The sequence below is a fragment of the Streptomyces sp. NBC_01092 genome (assembly GCF_045039535.1).
GTDB lineage: Bacteria > Actinomycetota > Actinomycetes > Streptomycetales > Streptomycetaceae > Streptomyces.
This window is the reverse complement of the sequence record NZ_CP108659.1, coordinates 5311648-5330115: the sequence shown is the minus strand read 5'-3', so window position 1 is coordinate 5330115 and position 18468 is coordinate 5311648. Positions and strand designations below refer to the sequence as shown.

General features: G+C 69.9%; 18 protein-coding genes and 1 tRNA gene. 7 read left to right on the top strand and 12 right to left on the bottom strand.

Annotation, left to right across the window (positions count from 1 at the left end; translation table 11 throughout):
• The first annotated feature begins 65 nt into the window (after positions 1 to 65).
• The 6 genes from OG254_RS24100 (at position 66) to OG254_RS24075 (ending at position 8741) form a co-directional block, all read left to right on the top strand.
• Positions 66 to 806: a response regulator transcription factor gene (locus OG254_RS24100; RefSeq protein WP_041821748.1), complete on the top strand. Its 741-nt coding sequence runs from the start codon at positions 66 to 68 to the stop codon at positions 804 to 806.
• The gene (locus OG254_RS24095; protein WP_405585243.1) at positions 803 to 2461 is read left to right on the top strand and encodes an ATP-binding protein; all 1659 of its coding nucleotides are present in this window, start codon (positions 803 to 805) and stop codon (positions 2459 to 2461) included. Before OG254_RS24100 ends, OG254_RS24095 begins: the two co-directional genes overlap by 4 nt.
• A 14-nt stretch (positions 2462 to 2475) precedes the next feature.
• Positions 2476 to 3963 carry a glycosyltransferase gene (locus OG254_RS24090; RefSeq protein ID WP_405585240.1) on the top strand — a complete coding sequence of 496 codons (1488 nt, stop codon included), beginning with the start codon at positions 2476 to 2478 and terminating at the stop codon, positions 3961 to 3963.
• Complete coding sequence (locus tag OG254_RS24085; protein WP_405585237.1) at positions 3960 to 6191, top strand: ArnT family glycosyltransferase; 2232 nt, start codon at positions 3960 to 3962, stop codon at positions 6189 to 6191. Before OG254_RS24090 ends, OG254_RS24085 begins: the two co-directional genes overlap by 4 nt.
• A gap of 144 nt (positions 6192 to 6335) precedes the next feature.
• On the top strand, positions 6336 to 7853 hold the full coding sequence (locus OG254_RS24080; RefSeq protein WP_405585235.1) for an MFS transporter: 1518 nt from the start codon (positions 6336 to 6338) through the stop codon (positions 7851 to 7853).
• Positions 7854 to 7973: 120 nt separating this feature from the next.
• Positions 7974 to 8741 carry a TetR/AcrR family transcriptional regulator gene (locus OG254_RS24075; RefSeq protein ID WP_405585233.1) on the top strand — a complete coding sequence of 256 codons (768 nt, stop codon included), beginning with the start codon at positions 7974 to 7976 and terminating at the stop codon, positions 8739 to 8741.
• Between the two features lie 3 nt (positions 8742 to 8744).
• Here OG254_RS24075 and OG254_RS24070 read toward each other — a convergent pair whose 3' ends face one another.
• The 4 genes from OG254_RS24070 to OG254_RS24055 form a co-directional block, all read right to left on the bottom strand.
• Positions 8745 to 9218 (bottom strand): PPOX class F420-dependent oxidoreductase, encoded by a 474-nt coding sequence (locus OG254_RS24070; protein ID WP_351195859.1) that lies wholly within the window; start codon positions 9216 to 9218, stop codon positions 8745 to 8747.
• 49 nt (positions 9219 to 9267) lie between these two features.
• On the bottom strand, positions 9268 to 10092 hold the full coding sequence (locus tag OG254_RS24065) for a YceI family protein (protein ID WP_405585230.1): 825 nt from the start codon (positions 10090 to 10092) through the stop codon (positions 9268 to 9270).
• A gap of 96 nt (positions 10093 to 10188) precedes the next feature.
• A complete protein-coding gene (locus OG254_RS24060) occupies positions 10189 to 12699 on the bottom strand; it encodes an MFS transporter (protein ID WP_405585227.1) in 2511 nt (836 codons plus the stop codon).
• A gap of 13 nt (positions 12700 to 12712) precedes the next feature.
• Positions 12713 to 13210: a MarR family winged helix-turn-helix transcriptional regulator gene (locus OG254_RS24055; RefSeq protein WP_405585224.1), complete on the bottom strand. Its 498-nt coding sequence runs from the start codon at positions 13208 to 13210 to the stop codon at positions 12713 to 12715.
• Between the two features lie 205 nt (positions 13211 to 13415).
• Here OG254_RS24055 and OG254_RS24050 point away from each other — a divergent pair, with 205 nt between their 5' ends.
• Complete coding sequence (locus OG254_RS24050; RefSeq protein ID WP_148000232.1) at positions 13416 to 13610, top strand: hypothetical protein; 195 nt, start codon at positions 13416 to 13418, stop codon at positions 13608 to 13610.
• A 12-nt stretch (positions 13611 to 13622) separates the two neighbouring features.
• Here the strand turns inward: OG254_RS24050 and OG254_RS24045 are convergent, their stop codons facing one another.
• From OG254_RS24045 to OG254_RS24010, 8 genes are all read right to left on the bottom strand, one after another.
• The gene (locus OG254_RS24045) at positions 13623 to 14363 is read right to left on the bottom strand and encodes a hypothetical protein (protein WP_405585221.1); all 741 of its coding nucleotides are present in this window, start codon (positions 14361 to 14363) and stop codon (positions 13623 to 13625) included.
• A 39-nt stretch (positions 14364 to 14402) separates the two neighbouring features.
• Positions 14403 to 15287, bottom strand: a complete 885-nt coding sequence (locus tag OG254_RS24040; RefSeq protein WP_351195850.1) for an RNA polymerase sigma factor SigF — start codon at positions 15285 to 15287, stop codon at positions 14403 to 14405.
• A 268-nt stretch (positions 15288 to 15555) separates the two neighbouring features.
• The gene (locus OG254_RS24035; RefSeq protein ID WP_030952812.1) at positions 15556 to 16410 is read right to left on the bottom strand and encodes an RNA polymerase sigma factor SigF; all 855 of its coding nucleotides are present in this window, start codon (positions 16408 to 16410) and stop codon (positions 15556 to 15558) included.
• A gap of 157 nt (positions 16411 to 16567) precedes the next feature.
• The gene (locus OG254_RS24030; protein ID WP_405585217.1) at positions 16568 to 16861 is read right to left on the bottom strand and encodes a Dabb family protein; all 294 of its coding nucleotides are present in this window, start codon (positions 16859 to 16861) and stop codon (positions 16568 to 16570) included.
• A 9-nt stretch (positions 16862 to 16870) separates the two neighbouring features.
• Entirely contained in the window at positions 16871 to 17050 is a 180-nt protein-coding gene (locus OG254_RS24025) for a hypothetical protein (protein WP_148000229.1), read from the bottom strand.
• Between the two features lie 166 nt (positions 17051 to 17216).
• Positions 17217 to 17301 (bottom strand) — tRNA-Ser (locus tag OG254_RS24020).
• Positions 17302 to 17373: 72 nt separating this feature from the next.
• The gene (tadA, locus tag OG254_RS24015; RefSeq protein ID WP_405595151.1) at positions 17374 to 17805 is read right to left on the bottom strand and encodes a tRNA adenosine(34) deaminase TadA; all 432 of its coding nucleotides are present in this window, start codon (positions 17803 to 17805) and stop codon (positions 17374 to 17376) included.
• Between the two features lie 74 nt (positions 17806 to 17879).
• Positions 17880 to 18410, bottom strand: coding sequence for a hypothetical protein (locus tag OG254_RS24010; protein WP_405595149.1), 531 nt, complete (start codon positions 18408 to 18410; stop codon positions 17880 to 17882).
• Positions 18411 to 18468: the final 58 nt, after the last annotated feature.

Genomic DNA, 18468 nt, shown 5'->3' with positions numbered 1-18468 from the left:
GTTTCTTAGGAAAATCACAGGTTGCGGAAAGCGTGTTCTAAGCGGACCCCGACAAGGTGTCCGCTATGACCACGACCTCGCCCCAGGGGCGCACCGAACTGCTGAGGCCGGACGGGAGCCCCGTCCGAGTGCTTGTGGTGGACGACGAGCTGTCGATCACCGAACTTCTGTCGATGGCCCTTCGCTATGAGGGCTGGCAGATCCGCAGCGCGGGTGACGGCACGGGTGCCGTCCAGACCGCGCGGGAATTCCGGCCCGACGCCGTCGTCCTGGACATGATGCTGCCGGACATGGACGGGCTGACCGTCCTCGGGCGGCTGCGGCGTGAGCTGCCGGACGTTCCGGTGCTGTTCCTGACGGCCAAGGACGCCGTCGAGGACCGTATCGCCGGGCTCACCGCTGGTGGTGACGACTACGTCACCAAACCGTTCAGCCTGGAGGAGGTCGTGGCGCGGCTGCGCGGGCTCATCCGACGGTCCGGTGCGGCCGACCGGCGGTCCGACTCCGTGCTGGTTGTCGGCGACCTCACGCTTGATGAGGACAGCCATGAGGTGTCGCGGGCCGGGGACAACATCCACCTCACCGCCACCGAGTTCGAGCTGCTGCGCTTCCTCATGCGCAACCCCCGGCGCGTGCTCAGCAAGGCCCAGATACTCGACCGCGTGTGGTCGTACGACTTCGGCGGGCAGGCCAATGTCGTCGAGCTGTACATCTCCTACCTGCGCCGGAAGATCGACGCCGGTCGCGAGCCGATGATCCACACCCGGCGGGGAGCCGGTTACCTGATCAAGCCCGCGGCGTCATGAGCGGGCGACGGCGGCCGCGTGCGCAGAAGAGACGTGGGGGTCCCCCCGCTCGAGCGAAGTCGAGAGTGGGGGAGGGTCAGCCGCGGACCCTGCGGACGCGACTCGTCGTCGCGTCGGTGGTGCTGATCGCTGTGGTGTGTGCGGTGATCGGTACGGTGACGACGCTGGCGCTGCGGTCTCATCTGTACGAACAGCTGGGCACCCAGCTCAGCGAGGTCGCTGATCGGGCCGCCGGTAAGCCTCCCAGCGCCGACCCCGACAAGAAAGGCGAGCCCGATCAGGCCGCCCAGCCCTTCGACCTGGTCGAGTTCACCAAGCGCGCAGGCGGCCCGGGGGCGTCCGACACGGTCATCGCCCTGGTCCAGAACGGCGTCATCACTGAGGCCAAGGTCGGCCAGAAGTCCGACGACAGCACCAGCGCCGACTACTTCGGAATGGTGGCCAACAACCTCACCGAAGCCCAGGAAGCGGCGCTCAACAAGGTCGCCCAGGATGGCAACCAGCACACCGTCGACCTGGGCAGCCTCGGCGAATACCGCGTCCAGTACGGGACCAGCCATGACGGCACCCACAGCTACTACGTCGCCATCCCCACCAAGGACGTCAGTAGCACCCTCAACACCCTCATGCTCATCGAAGCCAGCGTCACCGCAGCCGCCCTGGTCGCGGCCGGTATCGCGGGCACGGTGATCGTCGGCGTAGCCACCCGCCCCCTCCGCCGCGTCGCCGCCACGGCGACCCGTGTCTCCGAACTCCCCCTCCACACCGGCGAGGTCAACCTCAGCGAACGCGTCCCCGAGTCCGAGACCGACCCGCACACCGAGGTCGGCCAGGTCGGCGCGGCGCTCAACCGCATGCTGAACCATGTCCACGGCGCCCTCCACTCCCGCCAGCAGAGCGAGATGCGGGTACGGCAGTTCGTGGCCGACGCCAGTCATGAGCTGAGGACGCCCCTCGCCTCCATCCGCGGGTACGCCGAGCTGACCAGACGCGGGAGGGAAGACGTCGGCCCGGACACCAAGCACGCCCTCGGCCGTATCGAGTCCGAGGCCGGGCGGATGACCCTGCTCGTCGAGGATCTTCTCCTGCTCGCGCGTCTCGACGCCGGACGGCCTCTCCAGTTCGAGCAGACCGACCTGATCCCTCTCGTCGTGGACACCATCAGCGACGCCCGAGCCGCCGGCATGGACCACAACTGGCGCCTCGACCTGCCCGACGAGCCCGCGCTCGTCTCGGCGGACGCGGCACGTCTGCAACAGGTGCTCGTCAATCTCCTCGGCAACGCCCGCAACCACACCCCACCCGGTACGACGGTCACTGCCCGTGTTCAAAGGCGGGGCCCGTGGCTGTGCGTGGACGTCGAGGACAACGGGCAGGGAATCCCGCCGGATCTGCTCCCGCACGTCTTCGAACGGTTCGCGCGCGGCGACTCCGCGCGCTCCCGCGCCACCGGCTCGACCGGCCTGGGCCTCGCGATCGTGCAGGCCGTGGCCACCGCGCACGGCGGTGCCGTGACCGTCGACAGCGTGCCCGGGCGGACCGTTTTCACGGTGCATCTGCCCGCGCTGGCGACTCCGCCGAGCCCCGAAATGAGCTGGCAACAGCACTCACAGGCACAGCACAGCGTCACCACATGGGTGGAACAGGGCGCCTGACAAAAGTCGGTGTCATGCGAACCGACTCTTCTCCCGGCACCCTGCCGGCGCGGGAGCACCTCCCGGCCGGAGACGCCGGTACGCCTGTCCTGGACGTAGTGATCCCCGTCTACAACGAGGAGAAGGACCTCCAGCCGTGTGTGCTGAGACTGCATGATCACCTCAAGCGCACCTTCCCGTACGCGTTCCGCATCACGATCGCGGACAACGCGTCGACGGACACCACCCCCCAGGTGTCGCGGCGGCTGGAGGCGGAGCTCCCGGAGGTCAGGGCGTTCCGGCTGGAGCAGAAGGGCCGCGGCCGGGCGCTGCGGACCGTCTGGTCCGCCTCGGACGCCCCGATCCTCGCCTACATGGACGTGGACCTGTCCACCGACCTCAACGCCCTGCTGCCGCTGGTGGCACCCCTGATCTCCGGTCACTCGGACCTGGCGATCGGCTCCCGGCTCAGCCGCAGCTCGCGCGTGGTGCGCGGTGCCAAGCGGGAGTTCATCAGCCGCTCGTACAACCTCATCCTGCGCGGCTCGCTCCAGGCCCGCTTCTCCGACGCCCAGTGCGGCTTCAAGGCGATACGCCGCGATGTCGCCCAGGTGCTGTTGCCGCTGATCGAGGACACCGGCTGGTTCTTCGACACCGAGATGCTGGTGCTCGCCGAGCGGGCGGGCCTGCGGATCCACGAAGTGCCGGTCGACTGGGTCGACGACCCCAACTCCACGGTCCACATCGTGAAGACGGCGACCGACGACCTCAAGGGCGTGTGGCGGGTTGGCAAGGCCCTGGCCTCCGGTTCGCTGCCGCTGGACCGGATCGCCCGCCCCTTCGGCGACGACCCGCGCGACCGCGAGATCAAGGACGTACCCAAGGGGCTGGCCCGCCAGCTCGTCGGATTCTGTGTCGTCGGCGCCCTGTCCACCCTGTTCTATCTGCTCCTGTACAGCGGCTTCCGGGTCTTCACCGGCTCGCAGATCGCCAACGCGCTCGCCCTGCTGGTCTCCGCGATCGCCAACACGGCGGCCAACCGGCGCCTCACCTTCGGAGTGCGCGGCCGCGGCGGCGCCGTACGGCACCAGGCGCAGGGCCTGGTCGTCTTCGGCATCGGCCTCGCCCTGACCAGCGGTTCGCTCGCCGCCCTGAACGCGGCGAGCAGCAACCCCGCGCACTCCACCGAGCTGGCGGTCCTCATCGCCGCCAACCTCGCGGCGACCGTGCTGCGCTTCCTGCTCTTTAGGGCGTGGGTGTTCCCGGACCGGCGTGACGCCGATGCGACCGTGGTCGCCTCGCACCTGCCGGTCGCCAATCCGTCGTCCCCGACCTACTCCATGGCCCAGCCCGGTCACTACGGCCCGCTCCCGCAGCGCCCGGTGACCGGGGACGCGCCCCATCACCCCTACGACACCACCCAGTTCCGCGCCGGTGAAGCCGCGGACGGCAGCTGGCGGGACGCCACCATGCAGTTGCAGCCGGTGCGCCCGCACGACACCGACTCGAGGGACTCCCGATGACCGTCCACTACGACCGGCAGACCGGCCACGAGACCTACGAGAGCCACGGCAGAGGCACGAGCCCCGCCACCTGGGGCCCTCCCCCGACACCCCCGCCCGCCGCCCCGGCCCCCGACGCCGGCGAACCCAAGCAGCCCTTCCTGCGGCGGCTGTGGCGCGGCCGCCCCGAGGACCCGCGCTGGGCGCGCCCGGCCTTCCTCGGCCTCCTCCTCGCCACCTTCCTCCTCTACCTCTACAACCTCAGCGCCTCCGGCTACGCCAACTCCTTCTACTCGGCGGCCGTGCAGGCCGGCAGCGAGTCCTGGAAGGCCTTCTTCTTCGGCTCGCTGGACGCGGCCAACGCCATCACCGTCGACAAGCCCCCGGCGTCCCTGTGGCCGATGGCCCTGTCCGTCCGCCTCTTCGGCCTCAGCTCGTGGGCGATCCTGCTCCCCGAGGTCCTCATGGGGGTCGGCACGGTCGCCGTGGTCTATGCCGCCGTACGCCGCCGGTTCAGCCCCGCGGCCGGCCTGATCTCGGGCGCGGTGCTGGCGCTCACCCCCGTCGCGGCGCTGATGTTCCGGTTCAACAACCCGGACGCGATGCTGGCCCTGCTGATGGCCGTGGCCTGCTACTTCGTCATCCGGGCCATGGAGGACGGCCGTACCAAGTGGCTGGTGTGGGCCGGTGTCGCCATCGGTTTCGCGTTCCTCGCCAAGACCCTCCAGGCGTTCCTGATCCTTCCGCCGCTCGCGCTCGTGTACGCGGTCTGCGCGCCGGTGTCGGTGAAGAAGCGGATCGGCTCGCTCGCCGCCGGCCTGGTCGCGATCGTCGTCTCCGGCGGCTGGTGGGTCGCGATCGTCGAACTGTGGCCCGCCTCCTCCCGCCCCTACATCGGCGGCTCGCAGAACAACTCCTTCCTTGAACTGACCTTCGGCTACAACGGCCTCGGCCGGCTCAACGGCGACGAGACCGGCAGCGTCGGCGGCGGCGGTGGTGGCGGCAACGGCGGTGGCAACTGGGGTGAGACCGGCTGGGACCGCCTGTTCAGCTCCAGCATCGGCGGCCAGATCTCCTGGCTGATCCCGGCCGCGCTGATCCTGCTGGTCGCGGGCCTGGTGGCCACCCGCAAGGCGCGTCGTACGTCGGTGACGCGCGGCTCGTTCCTCGTCTGGGGCGGCGCGCTGGTCACGACCATGCTGGTCTTCAGCTACATGCAGGGCATCTTCCACGAGTACTACACGGTCGCCCTCGCCCCCTACATCGCCCCGCTGATCGGCATGGGCGCGGCGCTGCTGTGGGAGAAGCGCGACAAGGCGTGGGCGTCGCTGACGCTGGCAGGCGCGATGACGGCCACCGCGGCCTGGGGCTACGTACTGCTCAACCGCTCCTCCGACTACCTGCCCTGGCTGAAGTGGGTCGTGCTGGCCGGCGGTCTGGCCGCGGCACTGGGCCTGATCTTCGCGTCCAAGCTAGGACGTCAACTGACCATGGGCGTCGTCGGGTTGGGCCTCGTCGCGGCGCTGGCCGGTCCGGCCGCGTACACCCTCACCACGGTGAACGAGGGCCACTCCGGCTCGATCGTCACCGCGGGTCCCGCGGTCGCGGGCGGCCGTGGCGGCCCCGGCGGAGGCGGCGGAGGCATGGGCGGCGGCCCCGGCGGTGGCGGCATGCCCGGCCAGAACCAGCAGGGTCAGGGCCAGCAGGGCGGCCAGAACCAGCAGAACGGCAACGGCTTCCCCGGTGGCGGCATGCCGGGTCAGCAGGGCCAGCAGAACGGCAACGGCAACAACCAGGGCCAGGGCCAGGGCCAGAACCAGCAGGGCGGCGGTCAGATGGGTGAAGGCGGTCGCATGGGCGGCGGTGGCGGCGCGGGCGGTCTGCTCAACGGCGCCAGCGTCAGCGACGAGGCCAAGGAACTGCTGGAGAAGAACGCGAGCGACTACACCTGGGCCGCCGCGGCCATCGGTGCCCAGAACGCCGCGAGCTACCAGCTCTCCACCGGCGACCCGGTGATGGCGATCGGCGGCTTCAACGGCACCGACCCGTCCCCGACGCTGGCCGAGTTCAAGGAGTACATGGCGGACGGAAAGATCCACTACTTCATCTCCAGTGGCAGCGGCGGCGGCATGGGCGGCAGCAGCAGCGGCACGTCCTCGCAGATCAGCGAGTGGGTCGAGGCCAACTTCAAGCAGGTGACGGTCGGTTCGGCGACGTTCTACGACCTGACGCTGCAGACCAGCAGCTGACCAGCAGCTGACCTGCAGCTGACCAGCAGCTCACGGTCCGGGAAGAGGAAGGGCGTACGGCTTCGGCCGTACGCCCTTCGTGCTGTCCGGGGCGGCGGAAATTCGCGTTGTACGCTGTATGGGAACTGTTCTACGGTGTACAGCATGACGACGTCCCCCCAGGAGCAGGCCCCTGCCCAGCCACCGGTCCAGCCAGAGCCCGCGGCACCGGGCGGCCACCCGCAGCGCTGGCTGATCCTCGGTGTCCTCTGCCTCGCGGTGCTCACCGTGGTGCTCGACAACACCGTCCTGAACGTGGCCATCCCCTCACTCACCCGCGAACTGGGCGCGGCCACCTCCGACATCCAGTGGATGATCAACGCCTACTCGCTCGTGCAGTCGGGTCTGCTGCTCACGGCGGGCAGCGCGGCCGACCGTTACGGCCGCAAGAAGTTGCTGGCCGTGGGCCTGGCGCTGTTCGGCGCGGGTTCGCTCGTGGCCGGGCTCGCCGATTCCACGGGCCAGTTGATCGCGGCGCGGGCCGGGATGGGCGTCGGCGGCGCGCTGCTGATGACCACCGTCCTGGCCGTGGCGATCCAGATCTTCACCCCGGAGGAGCAGCCGAAGGCGATCGGCATCTGGGCCGCGGTGAACTCGCTGGGCTTCGCGGCCGGACCGCTGCTCGGCGGCTTCATGCTGGACCACTTCTGGTGGGGCGCGATCTTCCTGATCAACATTCCGGTCGCGGTGCTCGCCCTGGTGGCCGTCGTGGTGCTCGTCCCCGAGTCGAAGAACCCTCAGGGCGACCGCCCCGACCTGCTGGGCGCCGTGCTCTCCACGATCGGCATGGCCTCGCTGGTGTACGCGATCATCTCCGGGCCCGAGCACGGTTGGACGTCGGGCCGGGTCCTGGTGACGGCGGCCGTGGCGATCGTCGTGCTGGCCGCCTTCGCGTACTGGGAGAGCCGGATCCCGTACCCCATGATCGACATGCACTTCTTCCGGAACCGTCAGTTCACCGGCGCGGTCTCGGGCGGTGTCCTCATCACCTTCGGCATGGGCGGCTCGCTCTTCCTGCTCACCCAGCACATGCAGTTCGTGCTCGGCTACGAGCCCCTGGAGGCCGGGCTGCGGACGGCCCCGCTCGCCCTGATGATCGTGGCGCTGAACTTCACGGGCGTGGCGGCGAAGTGGGCGGCCCGCCTCGGGACCCCGCTCGCCATCGGGCTCGGCATGGCGGTGATGGCGGCGGGGCTGGCGTCCATCGCCACGATGGCCTCCGGCGGTTACGCCGGGACGCTGCTGGGGCTGGTGCTCATCGGGGCCGGTGCCGCGGTCGCCAGTCCGGCGATGTCCCACGCGATCATGAGTGCGATTCCGCCGGAGAAGGCGGGCGTCGGCGGGGGGATCAACGGGACCGTGGCGGAGTTCGGCACCGGGTTGGGGGTCGCCGTGCTGGGGGCGTTGCTCAACTCGCGGTTCGCGGCGTTGATTCCGGTCGCGGCGACGTCCCTGCCGGGGGCGTTGGCGGCTGCGGGGTCGGATGAGGAGAAGGCGGAGATCACGGACGCGTTCTCCTCCGGGCTGGAGAGCAGTTTGCTGGTCGGGGCGTTGGCTGTGCTGTTGGGAGGATTGGTCGCGGGCGCGTTGCTGCGGCGGGCTGAAAGGGCAGATACCGCCTGAGAGCTCGGGACATACGGTTGTCGGGCGGCAGCGGGGCCGTTGTGGCTGGTCGCGCAGTTCCCCGCGCCCCTGTGGGGCGCTCCCCGCGACCGGCGATTCGAATGTCTAGGAAGGTGCGCCATGGCTAGGGCAGGCCGGGAGTCCGCGCGAACCAGTGTCTGGCTGGAGGGCAAGGAGCGTCGAGGTGGACGTGGGGGCGGCAGTCAGCCCTCCGGCCTCGACCGGGACCGGATCACCGAGGTGACCATACGGCTGCTGGACGCGGACGGGCTGGCCAAGTTCTCCATGCGGCGGCTGGCGGGCGAGTTGAACGTGACCGCGATGTCCGTCTACTGGTACGTCGACACCAAGGACGACCTCCTCGAACTCGCCCTCGACGCCGCCTTCGGTGAACTGACCCTGCCCGACCCGGACACCGACGAGGACTGGCGCGACCAACTGCGCACGCTGGCCCGCGAGTACCGCGGCCTGCTGGTCCGCCACCCCTGGCTGTCGCCGCTGATCGGCACGTACGTCAACATCGGCCCGAACAGCCTGGCCTTCTCCCGCCTCGTCCAGCGGATCATCCGCAAGACCGGCCTGCCGGCGCACGGCCTGGTGGCGGCCATCTCCGCCGTCTTCCAGTTCGTGTACGGCTTCGGCACGATCGAGGGCCATTTCATCGCCCGCAGCGCGGCGTTCGGCATGACCCCGGACGACTACTTCCACCACGCCATGAGCACGGTGACCCAGTCCCCGGAGGCCGCCGACATCGTCCAGGAGTCGGCGGAGCTGATGGAGGCCCGGGGCGGCGACACCGTGGAGGAGATGTGGGAGCGGGACTTCGAGTTCGCCCTGGACCTGCTGGTGGCGGGCATCGAGGCGATGGTGGCGCGTAGCGCCCCCTAGGGGCTAGGCGCCACCCTCCACGAGCCGCGCGGGGAACCCACCCGTGGCCACCGGCCCCCACCCCTCCGGCGTCACCCGAATGATCGACTTCCCCTGCTTCACCATCGCCGCCCGGTACTCGTCCCAGTCCGGATGCTCCCCGGCGATGTTCCGGTAGTACTCGACGAGCGGCTCGACGGACTCCGGCGAGTCGACGACCTCGGCGGAACCGTCGATCTGCACCCAGGGCCCGTTCCAGTCGTCGCTGAGGACGAGGACGCTCACCCGCTCGTCCCGCTTCGCGTTCCGCGTCTTGGCCCGCTCGGGATACGTCGACATCACGATCCGCCCCGAATCATCGACCCCGCAGGTCAACGGCGAGGCCTGCGGACTCCCGTCCGCCCGCCGGGTCAGCAGGATCGCGCGATGACGGGGCCGTACGAAGTCGAGCAACTCTTCGAGCGAGACGCGCGTGTTGGTCGCGATGTTCGGTGCCATGGGGTCAGCCTAGGGGCCGACCGGCCCTCTCAGCCTGACCCTGGCGTGCCTACCCTTGCGGCAGCGACTCCCCCTGCACCGTCTGGATATCCAGCTCCACCTTCAGTGTCGTGCCGATAGCCGCGATCCCTGCTTGAACGACCTGGTTGTACGACATGGCGAAGTCCTCGCGCCGCAGTTCCGTCGTCGCACGGAACGCGGCCCGCGTCCCGCCCCACGGGTCGGCGCCCGTGCCGAGGTAGGCGAGGTCGAGGTCCGCCGGCCGTACGACACCGTGCATGGTCAGCTCGCCGTGCACGGTCCAGCGGTCGGTGCCCGCGGCGGCCGTAAGACCCGTCGAGCGATAGGTGATCTCGGGGTACTTCTCCACATCCAGGAAGTCCGCCGACCTCAGGTGCCCGTCCCGCATGCCGTTCCCCGTGTCGATCGAGTCGGCCCGGATCACCGCCTCGACCCGTGACTTGGTCACCTCGTCCGGCGCGATCTCGATCGAGCCCGAGAACTGCGTGAACCGGCCGTGCACGCTGGAGATGCCCAGGTGCTGGGCGACGGCGGCCACGCTGGAGTGCGCCGGGTCGACGGTCCACGGTCCCGGCGGCGGCAGCTCCGTGCCGCCCTGCCGGGCCAGCGTCACCGTGCCCACCTCGGCACGGCCGCTCGCGGTGACGATCGCGCTCGCGGCGGCGGGGGCGTAGCCGACGGCGGTGACGATGACGGTGTACGCCCCGGGAGGCAGCGGATTCGCGTCCCGTACGGCCCCCTCCGCGTCCGCCTCCACCCGCAGCACCTGCGTTCCGGTCATGTCCGTCACCGTGACGACCGCGTGCGACACGGCCCAACCGTCCCGGGTACGGATCCTCGCGGTCAGTCCCATCTCACGTACTCCTCAGAAAAGTCCCAAAAGAAACCGGCCCGTGGCGGCGGCGCACCTCCGCTCAGAGCGCGCCGCCCGCCACGGGCCGGGGTCCGACTACTCGCCGGGGTGGGCGAGTTCGATGTCGTGGTCGTCGGCGCCGCGGCCGGTCACCGTCAGCGCGGTGGCGACCGGCGGGTAGCCCGTCGCGATGACCGTGTACTCGCCGCCGTCCAGGTCGGTGAAGGCGTACGCCCCGTCCGGACCGGTCGTCGACGTGCCGACGACGTTGCCTGCCGCGTCGACCAGGGTCACGCGGGCGTCGGCCAGCGGACCGTGCGGCGCCCGGACGACGCCCTGGATCTGGGCGCCGGCCTCCAGGTCGACCTCGACCCGGGTGACCCCGGTGCCGCCGATCTCGACGGGCAGGGCGCGCGGCCGGTATCCGGCGGCGTTCACCGCGACGGTCACGGCGCCCGGCACCAGCTCGGCGAAGCTGAACTCGCCCTGCTCACCGGTGGCGGCGGTGGCCAGCAGGTCGCCGCGCACATCGGTCACGATGACCATCGCGTCCTTCACCGGCAGTGCGCTCTGTGCCGTCCGCACGACACCGCTCAGGCCGCTGGTGCCGCTGAGCAGGATGTCGTAGGCCACCGCCTCGTCGCCGTTCACGACGATCGTGGAGGCCTGCGGCTGGAAGCCGTCGGCGGAGGCGATCAGGACGTACGACCCGGCGCCCGGCGCGTCCACCCCGTAGGAACCGTCGGCCTGCGCGACCGAGCGGCCCAGCTGACGGCCGGCCAGCGAGATCAGCGTCACCGCGGCCTGCGGCACCGGCGCGCTCTCGGCGCCCCGGACGAAACCGCGGACGGGGACACCGCCGGACGACGCACCGCCGCTCTCCTCGGCGCGGGCCACCGTGGCCACGGCCGCGAGCTGCTGGGTGCCCTCGGGAGCGGCCTCGGTCTCGGAAGCGGCAACGGCCCAGCTCGGGGTCCGCTCGTGCGGCGTGGCTGCCTCGAAAGCCTCCGCGCCCTCCGGCACCTCCGCCTCCGCCTCCGCGGCCTGCGCCAGCGCGCCCTTCGTCTTCAACGGGACCTCCTTGATGAACAGGGCGAACAGGAGGGCGAGGAAGGCGATCGGCGCGGCGTACAGGAAGACGTCCGCGACGCCGTGGCCGTACGCGCTCTCGATGACCGTGCGGACGGGTGCCGGGAGCGCGTCGAGGTCGGGGATCTCGCCGTGGCCCGAGCTGCCCTGCACGCCGAGCTTGGTGAGGCCCTCCTCGGCGTAGTGGGTGATGCGGTGGCTGAGGACCGCGCCCAGGGCCGAGACGCCCATGGCGCCGCCGAGGGAGCGGAAGAAGTTCACGACCGAGCTCGCGACGCCCAGGTCGCTCGGGGCGACCTGGTTCTGGGTGGCGAGGACCAGGTTCTGCATCATCATGCCGACGCCGAGACCCAGCAGGGCCATGAAGATCGCGACGTGCCAGTACTCGGTGTCGTAGCGGATCGTGCCCAGCAGCCCGAGGCCCGCCGTCACCAGCACACCGCCCGCGAGCAGCCATGCCTTCCAGCGGCCGGTGCGGGTGATGACCTGGCCGGAGACGGTCGACGAGACGAACAGGCCGACGATCATCGGGATGGTCAGGACGCCGGACATGGTCGGCGACTCGCCCCGGGCCAGCTGGAAGTACTGGCTGAAGAAGATCGTGCCCGCGAACATCGCGATGCCGACGAAGAGGGACGCCAGCGAGGCGAGCGTGATGGTGCGGTTGCGGAACAGGCGCAGCGGCATGATCGGCTCGCTCGCCCTGGACTCGACGAAGATGAAGATCAGCAGCAGCGCGAGCGCGCCACCGGTCATCGCGCCGGTCTGCCAGGACAGCCAGTCGTACTTGTCACCGGCGAAAGTCACCCAGACCAGCAGCAGGCAGACCGCGGCGGTGATGAAGAGGGCGCCCGCCCAGTCGACCTTGACCTTCCGCTTGACGACCGGCAGGTGCAGGGTGCGCTGGAGCACGATCAGGGCGATCACGGCGAAGGGCACGCCGACGTAGAAGCACCAGCGCCAGCCGAGCCAGTCGGTGTCGGTGATGACGCCGCCGATCAGCGGGCCGCCGACCATCGCGGTCGCGAAGGTGGCGCCGAGGTAGCCGTTGTAGCGGCCGCGCTCACGCGGGGAGATCATCGCCGCGAGGATGATCTGGGCCAGCGCGGACAGACCGCCCATGCCGACGCCCTGCACCGCGCGGAACGCGATGAGCATCCCGGCGTTCTGCGACAGACCGGCCAGCGCGGAGCCGGCCACGAAGATCACCAGGGACAGCTGTATGAGGAGCTTCTTGGAGAAGAGGTCCGCCAGCTTGCCCCACAGGGGTGTGGACGCGGTCATCGCCAGCAGGGAGGCGGTGACCACCCAGGTGTAGGCGCTCTGGCCGCCGCCCAGGTCCTTGATGATGTCCGGCAGCGCGTTGGAGACGATCGTCGACGACAGGATCGCGACGAACATGCCGAGCAGCAGCCCGGTCAGCGCTTCCATGATCTGCCGATGCGACATCGGGGCGCCGGAAGCGCCCGATGAATGCTTGGCGTGCGCCCGCACACCGGCTGGTGTGGTCGTTGCCATGGGGTTCCTTTTCCTACTGGGTGATCGCGGGTGTACGGGTGGAGTGTTCGGGTTGGTCGGGCGGCGGCGCTCGGTGCGCGGACCGGCAGTCGTCGAAGCTCGCCCGCAGCCGGGTCATCAGCCGGGTGAGCTGGGCGACGTCCTCGTCGGTCCAGTCGCTCAGCCGCTCGGCGAGCAGCTGTGTGGTGCGCCGGGACATCTCCCGGACGCGGTCCTCGCCCGCCGGGGTGAGGCGCAGGATGCGGCTGCGTTTGTCCGCCGGGTCGGGGGAGCGCTCGATCCAGCCGCGCTCGGCGACGTGGGCGACATGGCGGCTGGTGACCGACATGTCCACGGCCAGCAGCTCGGCGAGCTTGCTGATGCGCATGTCCCCGTGGCGGCTCAGCAACGTCAGTACGGCGGCGGAGCCGGAGGGGCAGTCGGACGGCAGGATCCGCGCCATCTCCTTCTTCACGGCGCCGAAGGCGCTGAACTGACGGATCAGCTCCTCGTACTGCGCCTGCTCGGCCATCACACCTCCGTCATTTGTTGCTTAGGGCAACCATAGAACGAACTTGGTTGCTACAGGCAAATAAACGAGGTCCCGGCGGGATAAAAACTTGGCAAAGGCAAGTATTGCGACCGTAAATGTGCAGGTGGGGCGGGTTCTGTGCCCCCCTGTGCAGGGGTCGGGCCCCCACTTGGGCCGAACGGGCGGATTCGCTAGGGTCCAGGCCATGGCTAACACCCAGGGCCCCCAGGGCAACCACGACCCCGCAGGCAGCACCCAGATGTTCCGCGCGTTCGTCGACGAGGGCCCGCAGGGCGGTCGGCAGCAGCAGGCCTCCTCCGGCCCCCGCATCGGCCTCATCGTCGGCGTGATCGTCGCCGTGGCGATCGTCGCGGCGGTGGCCTGGCTGGCGCTCAAGTAGTCGCTGCCGGGTTCACTTCCACCGGACGGAGACGTCCCGCGTCTCGATGTGCATGCCGAGCGGCACGCGCCAGGCGTCGACGCACACCGTCCAGGTCTTCTCCTTGCGTACCCCGGCCCCGATCGGCGCCGGGAGTTCCTCCGACGACTCGATCGTCGCCCAGTCGATGCCGAGCGCGCCGATGATGTGGGTGCCGAAGGTCACGGTGCCCGAACGCACGGCCGTACCGCCCGAGTTGCGGAGGTCGAGCGTCACCTTCTCGCACCAGCGCTTGTCCGTGGGCTCCCGTACGGGGTCGCCCACGCCGAGTTTCGCGGGCGAGGGTGTCGTCGCGGGCGCCGGGGTCGACGAGGGGGCGGCTGAACTGCTGGTCGGGGTGGTGGAGTCGGCCGGTGTGGCCGCGGGTTCGGGGGCCGCGTCGCTCGGCTGTCGGGCGGGGTGTTCGGTTTCTGCCGGGCCGGCGGACGGTTTCTGACTTCCGTCCCGCGCGCGGGAGTTGACCGCACCGCTACCGCTGCCCTCACCGCTCTCCGGTCCGTCGAGCGGCACCAGCGTCACCTCGCCCGTCGGCGCGACAGCCGTACCGGAGACGCGGGGCGGACCGCCGGCCGCTCCCGTGGCGACGTACCCGTCACCGCCCCCGCCTCCCCCGCACGCGGCCAGCGTCCCGCCCAGGCAGACGACGGCCGCCGACGCGCCCACCAGGGCGCACCGACGGCCATGTGTCGAGGTCGTCCAGATCCGGCGAAGCATCGGGCCATGGTGGCTGACGCTCCGTCAAATATGAAGGGGTCAGTCGGAGATGAGTCCCTCGCGCAGCTGCGCCAGGGTCCGGGTGAGCAGCCGGGACACGTGCATCTGGGAGATGCCGACCTCCTCGCCGATCTGCGACTGGGTCATGTTGGCGAAGAAGCGCAGCATGATGATGCGCCGCTCGCGGGGCGGCAGTTTGGCCAGCAGCGGCTTGAGGGACTCGCGGTACTCGACGCCCTCCAGCGCGGTGTCCTCGTAGCCGAGCCGGTCCGCCAGGGAGCCCTCGCCGCCGTCGTCCTCCGGGGCCGGGGAGTCCAGCGAGGAGGCCGTGTAGGCGTTGCCGACCGCGAGGCCGTCGACGACGTCCTCCTCGGACACGCCCAGCACGTTGGCCAGTTCGGTGACCGTCGGAGAGCGGTCCAGCTTCTGCGCGAGCTCGTCGCTGGCCTTGGTGAGGGCCAGGCGCAGCTCCTGGAGGCGGCGCGGGACGCGCACCGACCAGGACGTGTCGCGGAAGAACCGCTTGATCTCGCCGACCACCGTCGGCATCGCGAACGTCGGGAACTCGACTCCCCGTTCGCAGTCGAAGCGGTCGATCGCCTTGATCAGGCCGATGGTGCCGACCTGGACGATGTCCTCCATCGGCTCGTTGCGCGAGCGGAAGCGGGCCGCCGCGTAGCGCACGAGCGGGAGGTTGAGCTCGATCAGCGTGTCCCGGACGTAAGCCCGCTCGGGGCTGTTCTCGTCCAGTGCGGCGAGCCGCAGGAACAGGGAGCGGGACAGGGTGCGGGTGTCGATGGTCTCCGAAGCCGGAAGTGCCGGTGCCGGAACGGCCTCGAGGGCCGTAACGTCGAGCGCGGCGTCGGGCGCGGACTCGCTCTTCGTGAGCGTGAGCACCTTCGAGCTGCCCTGGTCTGCGGACATGCCACCCCCTTTGGGTCGCGGGACGGTCGTGGCGAACGCTCCGATCGAGGAACGCCAGCCTTCACCTGAATACCGGAGCCGAAGCCACGGCAAACGCGCTTCCCGAAGAATGTCACATGTCGGCAACACGCTGTAGTGACATGTCGACACGTAAGACTTGAATCCGCCCTGGATAAAGGGGGTCTGACGGTATTTCGGGCCAGAACCGTCTGGATCCGCCCTGGTGAGCGATTCGCTCGCGACGGTGACCGCTCGCTCCTGTATCCGGTTACGCGTCGATCCGGTTTGCCGAACGCAGTCGTTGGAAGCTACGCGCGAGTAGCCTCGAAACGTGCATCTGGGAGACCCCGAGTTCCGCACTGATTTGCGACTGGGTGAGGTTGCTGTAGTACCGCAGAAGAAGGATTCTCTGCTCGCGTTCGGGAAGTTGCACCAGGAGATGCCGGACGAGATCCCGGTGCTCCACGCCGTCCAGGGCCGGGTCCTCGTAGCCGAGCCGGTCAAGGAGTCCGGGCAGCCCGTCGCCCTCCTGGGCGGCCTCCAGCGAGGTGGCGTGGTACGACCGCCCGGCCTCGATGCAGGACAGCACCTCGTCCTCGGTGATGCGCAGCCGCTCGGCGATCTCGGCGGTCGTGGGGGTGCGCCCGAAGGAGGTGGTGAGGTCCTCGGTCGCGCTGTTGACCTGGACCCACAGCTCGTGCAGCCGGCGCGGCACGTGCACCGTGCGGACGTTGTCGCGGAAGTACCGCTTGATCTCGCCGACCACCGTCGGCATCGCGAACGTCGGGAACTGCACGCCCCGGTCCGGGTCGAAGCGGTCGATGGCGTTGATGAGGCCGATGGTGCCGACCTGGATCACGTCCTCCATCGGCTCGTTGCGGGAGCGGAAACGGGCGGCCGCGTAGCGCACGAGCGGGAGGTTCGCCTCGATGAGCGCCCCGCGCACGCGGTTGTGCTCCGGCGTGCCCGGCGTCAGCTCCTTGAGCTCGCCGAAGAGGACCTGGGTGAGTGCCCGGGTGTCGGCGCCGCGGCTGCGGGGCGGCGGGGACGCGGGAGTGTCCTCCTGGGTCGGGGCTTGAGGCGCAGTACTGGCCGGCACGGTCAACTCCACCTCGTGATCCATCAACTCATCCGTCAAAAGCGGTCATAGCATCACAAGACAGTTCATTGTGTTCAAGTACCGCATAATCCCGTGTTGGGGATGGAAGGGTGCGTAAGACACGCGAAAGCCCCCCGCTGTTCCGGCGGAGGGCTTCGGGTTGCTCGGGGAGCGGCGGGGCTCAGAATTCGTAGTCGGCGATCACCCAGGTGGCGAACTCCCGCCACAGAGCGACGCCCGCCTGGTGCTCGGGGTGCTCCGCGTAGGTGCGCAGGGCGGTCGTGTCCTCGAAGGCGGAGTTGATCGCGAAGTCGTAGGCGATGGGGCGGTCGCTGAAGTTCCAGCCGAGCTCCCAGTGCCGGATCTCGGGGATGCTGCCCTCCAGCGAGCGGAAGGCCTTCTCACCCTCCACGACACGCGGGTCGTCACGCTCGACGCCCTCGTTGAGCTTGAAGAGGACCAGGTGGCGGATCATGAGTACTCCCTAGCTGTCGCCGCCGTTGGCGATCCACGTCATGAAGTCGCCGATGGCCTTGGCGGCGTCCGAAATGCCCTCGAACCCTACCTGGACGTAGTCCGCCGCCTTGGCCGGGTCCGTGATGATCACGTAGAGCACGAAGACCGCGAGCACATAGATGGCGATCTTCTTGGAATTCACCGCCATCGCGGCCTCCCCTGTGGCTGCTGTGCTGTGACTGCCATGTCTGCCGTGCCGAATGAGCCGAAAGAGCCGAAAGGGGCCCGTGTTACCGGCGGTGAGTGTAACCTTCGCGCCCGACAAGAGATCAACAGCACGAGGGGCCCCGTCCTAGGACGGGGCCCCTCATCAGCGGTAGCGGAGGGATTTGAACCCTCGGTGACTTGCGCCACACTCGCTTTCGAGGCGAGCTCCTTCGGCCGCTCGGACACGCTACCGAGGGAGACATTACAGCAAGCCGGGCCGTGCTCTGAAATCGGTATTCGCGATGCTCAGCTCCCGTACCGGCCTCACCGGGACCGGAAGAAGTCCGTCAGGAGCCGGGCGCACTCGTCGGCCAGGACGCCCTCGATCACCTCGGGCCGGTGGTTGAGCCTGCGGTCGCGTACGACGTCCCAGAGGGAGCCGGCCGCGCCCGCCTTCTCGTCCCGGGCGCCGTAGACGACCCGGTCCACCCGCGACTGCACGAGCGCGCCCGCGCACATCGTGCAGGGCTCCAGCGTGACGACGAGAGTGCACCCGGACAGCCGCCACTGTCCGACCTCGGCCGCGGCCCGGCGGATCGCCAGCAACTCGGCGTGCGCGGTCGGGTCGCCGGTCGCCTCGCGCTCGTTGTGGCCGGCGCCCAGCACGGTCGTACCGTCCGCGGACAGCACGACCGCGCCGACGGGGACGTCCCCGCCCCGGACGGCCAGTTCGGCCTCGTCCAAGGCGAGCCGCATCGCGGCTCGCCAGCGGTCGCGTACGGGGTCGGGTCCCGAGGGCACCTCGGGCGCCGCCCCCTGGTCGGACGAGGTCAGCGGACGGTCTCCAGGACCTCCGAAGCGCCCAGCGCCTCGGCGATCGCGCTGAGCGCGTCCTCGGCGTCCAGGGACTTCAGCTCCTTCTCGCCGACGCCGAGGTCGTCGAGGATCTCGCTGTCGCCGACGGGGCTGTGCGGGACCGCCTCGGCGCCGCCGCCGTCCTCGTCGTCGTCATCCGAGTCGCCGTCCGGCTCCTCGGTGCCGTCGAGGTCCAGGGAGTCCAGGTCGGCGTCGTCGTCGGGCTCCCTTCCGAGCAGTTCGTCGGTGAGCAGGATCTCGCCGTAACTGCTGCGGGCAGCGGCGGCGGCGTCCGAGACGTAGATACGAGGGTCGTCCTCGCCGTCGATCCGGACGACACCGAACCAGGCGTCCTCCTGCTCGATGAGCACCAGCACCGTGTCGTCCTCCGGCGAGGCTTCACGGGCCAGTTCGGCCAGATCCGACAGGGTCTCCACATCGTCGAGCTCTGTGTCGCTCGCTTCCCACCCGTCTTCGGTGCGCGCGAGCAGTGCGGCGAAGTACACCGTGACTCTCCCACTGGTCATAGGCGTGCCGGTTGGGGGTCCCCCCGGCGGAGGTTGG